4 protein-coding genes are annotated in these 6,927 nt (G+C 79.1%); all 4 read right to left on the reverse strand.

Translation table 11 applies throughout. The annotated features are described in order from the left end of the window. Positions 1–1,061: 1,061 nt before the first annotated feature. The coding region (locus MW084_RS17685) for a GNAT family N-acetyltransferase (protein ID WP_275563676.1) at positions 1,062–1,585 on the reverse strand (524 nt) is incomplete at its 5' end. A 28-nt stretch (positions 1,586–1,613) separates the two neighbouring features. Further along, positions 1,614–3,356 (reverse strand): IucA/IucC family protein, encoded by a 1,743-nt coding sequence (locus MW084_RS17690; protein WP_010470092.1) that lies wholly within the window; start codon positions 3,354–3,356, stop codon positions 1,614–1,616. Next, positions 3,353–4,858 carry a lysine N(6)-hydroxylase/L-ornithine N(5)-oxygenase family protein gene (locus MW084_RS17695; protein WP_010470091.1) on the reverse strand — a complete coding sequence of 502 codons (1,506 nt, stop codon included), beginning with the start codon at positions 4,856–4,858 and terminating at the stop codon, positions 3,353–3,355. Before MW084_RS17695 ends, MW084_RS17690 begins: the two co-directional genes overlap by 4 nt. After that, positions 4,855–6,378, reverse strand: a complete 1,524-nt coding sequence (locus tag MW084_RS17700; RefSeq protein ID WP_010470090.1) for a pyridoxal phosphate-dependent decarboxylase family protein — start codon at positions 6,376–6,378, stop codon at positions 4,855–4,857. Before MW084_RS17700 ends, MW084_RS17695 begins: the two co-directional genes overlap by 4 nt. Positions 6,379–6,927 lie beyond the last annotated feature (549 nt).

Consider the following 6,927-nt stretch of genomic DNA (forward strand, 5'->3'; position numbering starts at 1 on the left):
GACGAGGAGGGGCGCCCACGGGGCGGCGCACGCCGCGCCGGTGGCGACAAGCGGCGCGAGCAGCAGGCCCGCCGCCTGCCCCGCGGCGACGACGCCGTACGCCGCCCCCGACCCGCCGACGGCGACCACCCGCTCGTCGAGGGCGACCTGGCCCAGCGCCAGCCCGGCGCCGAACACCAGCCGCGCCACGGCCAGCCAGCCCGGCTCGGCGACCGCCGCCTGCGCGGCGAGCCCCGCCGCGGCGAGGAGCATCCCGTACCGCAGCAGCCGCCCGTCCAGCCGCCCCCGCAGCCGCGCGGCCGCCGGCAGCAGCGCGAGCACCGCGACGTGCGGCAGCAGGAACAGCACCGCCGCCGTGCCGGTCGACGCGCCCGCCCCGGTCGCGTACGCGGTGAAGTACGGCCGCGCCGCGTACACGGCGACGGTCGTCAGCAGCACGTACCCGGCCAGCCGCCGCACCCCGCCGCCGGCCCGCCCCGGCCCGGAGGGGACCGTGCNGCGNGCCCGGGCGCCGGCGACGGGCCGCAGCACCCGCAGGCACGCCGCGAGCAGCGCCGCCTCCAGCAGCGCCAGCAGCGGCAGCGCCGACCGCGGGTCGGGCACGGACATCACGGCCCCGCCCAGCAGCGTCGCCGCGACCGCCGCGGCGTGCAGGACGGCCAGGTACTGCACGACGCCGGGCAGCACCCCGCGCGGATGGCTCCGCACCAGCCCCGGATGGGCCAGCAGGACCACCGCCTTCGCGGCCACCAGCAGCACGGACACCCCGGTGAACACCGCGTACGACGGCGCCAGGACCAGCGCCCCGGCCAGCAGCACCGCCGCCGACTGCCCGGCCGTCACCAGCCGCGCCAGCGGCACCCGGCGGCCCGCCCGCCCCCACAGCGGCAGGGCGGCGACCGCCGACACCTGGCACAGCACCAGGAAGGCCCCGGTCGCGGCCGGCGCCTCCACCCCGTACGCGGCGCGGAACAGCGCCGGGTAGAACGGGGCGAGCGCCGACTGGGTCACCATGTGCAGCCCGGCCGCCGCCAGCAGCACCGGACGCCCGCGCCCCCCGGTCACGCCGCGCGCTCGCGGACCATGAGCGCCGCCCGCTTCGTGGGCAGGTCGATCCGCCGGACCAGCCGGAAACCGGCCCGTTCGAAGGCGCGCACGGACCGCTCGTTGCGCACGTCCGGTTCGGCGACGACGCGCCCGGCGTACGGGTCGGTGCGCAGCAGCCAGTCGGAGACGGCCCGCAGCAGCGCCGTGCCGAGCCCCCGGCCCCGGTGCGCCGGCGGGCCGAGCAGCAGGTGCACCCCGGCGTCGCGGGGCCGCGCCGGATAGTGGTGGCGCAGCGGGTCCAGGTCGGCCCGGTACAGCTCCCAGTAGCTCACCGGGACGCCGCCGACGCAGCCGACGTACGGCGTGGAGTGGGCGCTGCCCACCTGCTCCCGCAGGTAGGCCGCGATCCGCTCCTCCGGCTGCGCCATCTCCCAGTACGCGGCCACCTCCGGGTCGTTCATCCACCCGTGGAGCAGCCCCGCGTCGGCGGCCGGGTCGACCGCGCGCAGCGTGAACGCGCCCGCCCCCGCCACCGCCCNNNNCGGCGANCAGGAGGCCCCCGCCCGTCACCTGCCCGCCTCCGCCAGCGGGTTGGCGATGTCCACGTACACCGACTGCTCCTCCAGCGGGCCGGTCAGCTCGTCCATGCCGCGCACCCGCGTCAGCAGGTTCGCCTTGCAGCGCAGCGTCGGCTCCTCCCGCAGCAGCGCCGCCAGCCGCAGCCGACCGCCGTGCTCGGCCGCCGCCCCGGCGAGGAACCGGCCGGCGAGCCGCAGCAGCCGCGTCTCGTCCGCGAGGCCCTGGGAGCCGAGCGCGCCGACGAGGCCGAGCAGGTTGTTGACGCCGACGTAGTAGGCGAGCCGCTCGTCGACGACCTCGTCCGCGACGTACGTGCCGAGGTCCCGCCCGACGCCCGGCACCCAGCCGTACAGGGCGCCGCTGCGGGCGGGGGAGAAGTAGTAGCCCTGGTTGTCGCGGTACCGGCCGCCGGCGGGCCAGCCCTCGCCGTCGAGGACGACGAGGGTGTTCTGCTGGTGCGCCTCCAGGCCCAGCCCGTAGACGGCGTACAGCCACAGGACGGGGCCGACGACGTGTTCGGCGTAGCGGGCGAACCACTCCTCGCCGACCTCGGCGACGGGCCGGCCGGTCCGCTCGGCGAGGGCGTGCACCAGCACCGCCAGGGCGGACCGGCCGCCGGGCAGGTCGGGGCGGGGCGAGACCAGCCCGGCGACGCACCGGCCCTGCACCGCCGAGGACGCCGGGAACGGGTTGGCGCGGACCACCACGTCGAGGCCGGTGCCGTCGCCGCCGCCGCCGCCGCCACCGCCGCCGGGCGCGGCGTCGACGGCGAGCCACGCCGGGTCGCGGACGATCGCGAAACCCGGGTGCGCGGCGTGCAGGGCCCGGCCGAGCCCGGCGGTGAGGAGCCGGTCGACGGCCAGGCCCCGGCGCAGCTCGGAACGGGTGTTCTCGCGCCGCGAGTTGGTGATGCGCAGGCCCAGGGAGAACTTCAGCATCACCGCCGCGTCGGCCCGGTACAGCGTCCGCACGGAGGAGGTGGGCGACCAGGCGGGGCCGGCCGGGCCCAGGTCGTGCAGCAGGCCCGCGTCGAGGAGGGCCCGCACGGCGGGCCGGTGGACGGCGTCCTGCGCCTGCCACGGGTGGGCGGGGACCAGGACCGTGCCGCCGGGCCGCGCCGGGCCGTCCCCGGCGAAGGGGGCGAGGAGGTCCGCGGCGCTCCGGTCGAGGGACGAGTCGGAGGAGACGACGGACGGGTCGGCGGCGAACCAGTGCAGCGGGAAGGAGCCGCGGGTCTCGGGGGAGTAGCGGGCGGCCTCCGCCTCGGTGAGCCCCTCGCGGCTCTTGGGCGTCGGGTGCAGCGGGTGCCCGGTGAGGAGGGCCTGCTCGGCGGCGAGGAACGGCGTCGTGCCGGCCGGGTCGGCGGGGGCGGCGGCCCGGACCCGCAGGAACCCGGCGACGCGGCGCACCGAGTCGCCGACCCGCACGGTCAGGTCGTTGACGCACTCCGGGTCGCCGTTCGCGGCCTCGGCGCCGAGCAGCGCGGCGAGCACCGTGGCGCAGGCGGGCGCGCCGGACGGCAGCCGGGCGGGCCCGAAGCGGTGCCAGCCGGCGGGCGACCAGTACCGCACGGGCGCCTCGACCGCCGTGCCGGCCGCCGGCAGCTCCAGGCGCAGCGCGCCGCCGGCCGGCCGGGGCACCCCGGTCTCCCGCACCCAGCAGCGCAGCAGGGTCTCGACGGCGGCCCGGTCGGCCTCCGCGACGGGGTCCGGGGACTGGACCTGGCTCATGCGCGCCCTCCTCGTTCGTTCCGTTCGCCCTGTCCGTCGTTCCGCCTGCCGTTCCGGTCGTTCCGGTCGTCCTGGTCGCCTCGGTCGTCCCGCCCGTCCCGGTCGTCCCGCCCGTTCCGGTCGCCGTGGCCGTCCGGCCCGTCCCGGCCGCCGCCCGTGCGGGCGAGGCCGAAGGTGGTGAACGCGGTGCGGCGCGGCAGCGGGTGGACGGGCCGGCCGGTCAGGGCGTTGAGGATGACGGCGGAGCGCCAGGCGGCCAGGCCCAGGTCGGGGGTGCCGACGCCGTGGGTGTGGTGCTCGGCGTTCTGGACGAACACGGCGCCGCCGACCTCCTCGTCGAGGACGAGCCGCTGGTCGTGGTCGACGAGGGGGCGGCCGGAGCCGTCGCGGGCGACGTGCGGGCCCAGCGGCCCGAGGAGCCCGTCGAGGGGGCGCCGCGCGTAGCCGGTGGCGAGGACGACGGCGTCGGTGGCGAGCGTGGCCCGCGAACCCTCCTCGCGGTGCTCCAGGGCCAGCTCCACCCGCCCCCCGCGGCGCCCGGCGGCGGTCACGGCGACCCCGGGGGTGAGGGTGACGTCCGGCCAGCCGCCCGCCAGGGTCCGCCGGTACAGCTCGTCGTGGATGTCGGAGAGGGTCCGCGCGCTGACGCCCTTGTACAGCTGCCACTGCGCGGGCAGCAGCCGGTCGCGGGCGGCCTCGGGCAGTTCGCGGAAGTAGCGGGTGTGGTCGGGGGTGAAGTGCTCCAGACCGAGCCTGCTGTACTCCATGGGCGCGAACGCCGGGGTGCGGGCGAGCCACGCCAGCCCCTCCCGCCCCGCGGGCCGGGCCCGCAGCAGGTCCAGGAGGACCTCGGCGCCCGACTGGCCGGCGCCGACGACGGTGACGTGGCCGGCGGCGAGCAGCCGGTCCCGGTGCGCGAGGTACTCCGCGGAGTGCAGCACCGGCGCGTCCGGGTCGCCGGCGAGGGCCCGCAGCGGCGCGGGCACGTGCGGGGCGGTGCCGACGCCGAGCGCCAGGTTCCGGGCGAGCAGCCGGCCGGTGGAGAGGGCGGCGCCGTGCTCGTCGACGCGGGTGAACGCCACCTCGTACGCCCGCCGGACGCCGTCCCAGCGGACGGTGTCGACCCGGTGCCCGAAGCGGCAGGACGGCAGCGCGCCGCTGACCCAGCGGCAGTAGGCGTCGTACTCGGCGCGCGGGACGTGGAACCGCTCGGCGAAGTAGAACGGGAACAGCCGCTCCTGGTCGCGCAGGTAGTTGAGGAACGACCAGCGGCTCGTCGGGTCGACGAGGCTCACCAGGTCGGCGAGGAACGGCACCTGCAGCGAGGCCCCCTCGACCAGCATGCCGGGGTGCCAGCGGAAGGCGGTCCGCTGCTCCAGGAAGACGGCGTCGAGCCCGGGCACCCCGTCGGCCAGGGCGGCCAGCGACAGGTTGAACGGCCCGGCGCCCACGCCCAGCAGGTCGACGACGGCCGGCTCCCCGGCGGCCGGCCCGGTCCTCATCGGGCCCCTCCCGCGTTCCGCGCGGACTCCGCACCGACGCGGGCGGCGGCACCGGCGGCCAGGTCGAGCAGGCCCGCCAGGTCCCCGGCGGCGGCCCGGGGATGGAGCAGGGTGGCCTTCAGCCACAGCCGCCGGGTGCCGTCGGCGTCCTCGGCGACGGCCCGCCCCACCACCGCCCTGCCCTCGGCGAGGAGCCGCCGCCGGACCTCCGCGACCAGCGCGTCGCCCTCCCCGGCCGGCGCCGCGTCGGCGGCCAGCGGCCGGAACAGCACGGTGCTGACGCCGGTCCCGCCGGGACGGCGGCGCACCGCCGGGTGCGCGTCGACGAGCGCGGCGAACTCCCGCGCGGCGGCCACGCAGTGCTCGACGAGCGCACCGAGCCCGGTGCGGCCCAGCGCCCGCAGGGTGGCGGCGATCTTCAGCACGTCGGGGCGGCGGCTGGTACGGAGGGAGCGGCCCAGCAGGTCCGGCAGGCCGGCCTCGCCGTCGTCGTCCGCGTTGAGGTAGTCGGCGCGCAGGGACAGCGGGCCGAGCAGATCCGCGCCGGGGACGGCGAGGAATCCGGCGGCGACCGGCTGCCAGCCCAGTTTGTGCAGGTCGAGGGTGACGGAGACGGCCGACTCCAGGCCGTCGAGGAGCGGCGCGAGCCGGTCGCTGAACAGCAGCGCACCTCCGTACGCGGCGTCCACGTGCAGCTCCGCGCCGTGCCGCGCGGCGGTGGCCGCGAGCCGCCGGAGCGGGTCGATCAGCCCTTCGTCGGTGGTGCCGGCGGTGGCCACCACCAGGGCCGGCCCGGTGACGCGGGCGAGGGCCCGGCCGACGGCCTCCGGGTCGGTCCGCCCGCCGGGGCAGTCGACGGGCACGGGCGCGGGCAGGCCCAGCAGCCAGGCGGCGCGCCGCACGCTGTGGTGGGCGGTGGCGCCGCACACCACGGTGACGCCCGCGGCCCCGGCGGCGCGGGCCCGCTCGCGGGCGAGGAGCAGGGCGACCAGGTTGGACTCGGTGCCGCCGCTGGTGACCAGCGCGTCGGGCGCGGTGCGCCGGGGGTAGACGAGGGCGGCGACGGCGGCGGTGACCTCGCGCTCCAGGGCCGCCGCCGCGGGCGCCTGGTCCCAGGAGTCCATCGACGGGTTGAGGGCGGCGGCGGCCAGGTCGGCGGCGGCGGCCACCGCGAGGGGCGGGCAGTGGAGGTGGGCGGCGCACCAGGGGTCGGCCGGGTCGGCGGAGCCCTCGGCGACGGCCCGCACGAGGGTCCGCAGGGCCTCCTCGGCGCCCGTGCCGTGCTCGGGGAGGACGGGGGCGCACACGGCCCGCAACCGCCCGGCGACCGCTCCGGGTCCGCCGCCGGGCAGCGGCCCGCCCCGGGCGGCTGCCCCCTCGGCGAGCGCGTCGAGCACCACCGGGGCCAGCTTCCCGAGCGCCCCGGCCCCCGCGACGCCCCCGGCGAGGGCGAGGTCGACCTCTCCCGGCGGGAGGGGCGCGGCGGGCCGGTGGACGTCCGCCGCGCCGGAGCCCGGCACGCCGGGACCCGCCGCGCCGCCACCGCCACCGCCTGCGCCGGCACCGCCTGCGCCGTGCTCCGCCGCGCCGGGGCTCCGGCCGCCGCNGGCTCACCGGGCGGCCCCGGCGGCGGGGGCGGGGCGCTCCGGTGTGCCCGCGCGGGTACGTGTGCCCGCCCGGGCACGGGCGGGGGACCCGCGTCGCTCCCGGCGCTCCGGGAGGTCGGTGCGCAGCGCGCCGTTCGGCATGGCGGACGCCCTTCGGTCGTGTTGCGGAGGACGCGCACGTGGCGCGCACACGGCGGGCGCGACGGGGGAGTACCACCGCCGCCCACGGGCAGTTAGGTTAGCCTAACCTGCGCTGGGATCAAGGGTCCGTGCCGGTGTATTCCGCGCACGCGGGGGGCGCCAACCCGATTGCGTGCGCCCCCTGTTGGCCGCCCGCCCGCGTCCCCGGAGCGGCGCGGGCCGCNGGGNGNCCCGCGCNNCTCCNGGGACGCGGACGTACCGTCAGACGAGCACTCCTGACGTGTACAAGCCAGAGGTTGACCCACTACCAAACACATCAAA

Source organism: Streptomyces sudanensis (genome assembly GCF_023614315.1).
Lineage (GTDB): Bacteria > Actinomycetota > Actinomycetes > Streptomycetales > Streptomycetaceae > Streptomyces > Streptomyces sudanensis.

Bases quoted from the DNA above. Each gene is read 5' to 3' on its own strand.
- MW084_RS17690 (WP_010470092.1), bottom strand. From the start codon at position 3,356: ATGAGCCAGGTCCAGTCCCCGGACCCCGTCGCGGAGGCCGACCGGGCC.
- MW084_RS17695 (WP_010470091.1), bottom strand. From the start codon at position 4,858: ATGAGGACCGGGCCGGCCGCCGGGGAGCCGGCCGTCGTCGACCTGCTG.